The sequence below is a fragment of the Paenibacillus doosanensis genome, assembly GCF_025060755.1.
In the GTDB taxonomy this organism is placed as follows: domain Bacteria; phylum Bacillota; class Bacilli; order Paenibacillales; family NBRC-103111; genus Paenibacillus_S; species Paenibacillus_S doosanensis.
Genome location: NZ_JANYUY010000118.1, coordinates 1 through 1439 on the forward strand (window position 1 = coordinate 1; position 1439 = coordinate 1439).

Consider the following 1439-nt stretch of genomic DNA (forward strand, 5'->3'; position numbering starts at 1 on the left):
GGGACTGTAAAATAGTTTGTGTAAACTCTCAAACCTAAATCTATTACAATAGAACCCATAAGGGTTGAGAGGAGAACACATCATGAAATTACTACCAAAAGATCAACTCCGCCAATTCATCAAAGAGAATAATTTGAAAACTGTCGAAGATGTCCAGAAAACGCTAAAAGATCTTTTTGCGGAGACTCTCCAAGAAATGCTGGAAGCAGAATTGGAAACTGATCTTGGCTACGCCAAGCATGACGTGAAAAATAAGAAAACGAACAATAGCCGCAACGGGCATACTTCCAAAACCATAACGTCGGAATATGGGGAAATCGAAATCGAAGTGCCTCGGGATCGACTCGGTGAGTTTGAACCGATGGTGGTCAAGAAGCATCAGACGCAGGTCACCGGCATTGAAGATCAGATTATATCGATGTATGCCAAAGGAATGAGTACAAGAGACATTCAAGATCATTTGAATCAGTTGTATGGTATTGACGTGTCCCCTACGATGATTTCAAACGTAACGGCGAAAATCATGCCGCTGATTAAGGAATGGCAGAACCGCCCTTTGCAGCCGGTCTATTCGGTTGTATTCATGGATGCCATTCACTTTAAGGTAAAACAGGACGGGCAAATTATCAATAAAGCCGCCTACATGGTCATCGGAATTGACCTGGAAGGCTACAAAGATGTGCTTGGCATTTGGACCGGTGAGAACGAATCTGCGAAGTTCTGGTTGGGCGTATTGACCGACCTGAGGAACCGCGGTATTCAAGACATCCTGATCATCTGTGTCGATAATCTGAAAGGATTTAGCGATGCCATTGCCGCATGCTATCCGAAGACCGAGATTCAGAAGTGTGTGATTCATCAAATCCGAAATTCCATCAAATATGTATCCTACAAAGACTTGAAGAAGGTTACTGCCGCGTTACGTCCCATTTATACGGCTCCAACGGAAGAGGCGGCTCTGCAAGAATTAGAGCAATTTGAAGCGGTTTGGGGCAAGCAGTATCCACTGATTGTACGCTCTTGGCGGAACAATTGGGATGAACTCGCCACTTTCTTTAAATACTCCCCAGAATTGCGAAAATTAATCTATACAACGAATATGATCGAAAGCTACCACCGTCAGCTTCGCAAGGTCACAAAGGGAAAAAGCATTTTCCCGAACGATGAGGCATTGCTTAAGATGCTTTATCTAGCGACAATGGACGTTATCCGCAAGTGGACGGGACGCGTTCAAAATTGGGGACAAATCCTGTTGCAGCTCACTGTGCACTTCCCTGAACGTGTACAGGTCCGCTAAAGGACTTTACATGGAGAGGGCGGGCATGATAGGCTGGTTAGCCTCGCGATGCCTACTTTCCAGCATCGCCCAATCGCGAGAGGCCATGCCCGCTAGAGGCTCCATGTCAAGCCCGGCTCCAAACTTTGGGTATAACTGAGTT

At 45.7% G+C, this 1439-nt stretch carries 1 protein-coding gene; it reads left to right on the plus strand.

From position 1 onward, the window contains the following. Positions 1–82 precede the first annotated feature (82 nt). On the plus strand, positions 83–1297 hold the full coding sequence (locus N0M98_RS33620) for an IS256 family transposase (RefSeq protein WP_259620504.1): 1215 nt from the start codon (positions 83–85) through the stop codon (positions 1295–1297). Positions 1298–1439 lie beyond the last annotated feature (142 nt).

Bases quoted from the DNA above. Each gene is read 5' to 3' on its own strand.
- N0M98_RS33620 (WP_259620504.1), top strand. From the start codon at position 83: ATGAAATTACTACCAAAAGATCAACTCCGCCAATTCATCAAAGAGAAT.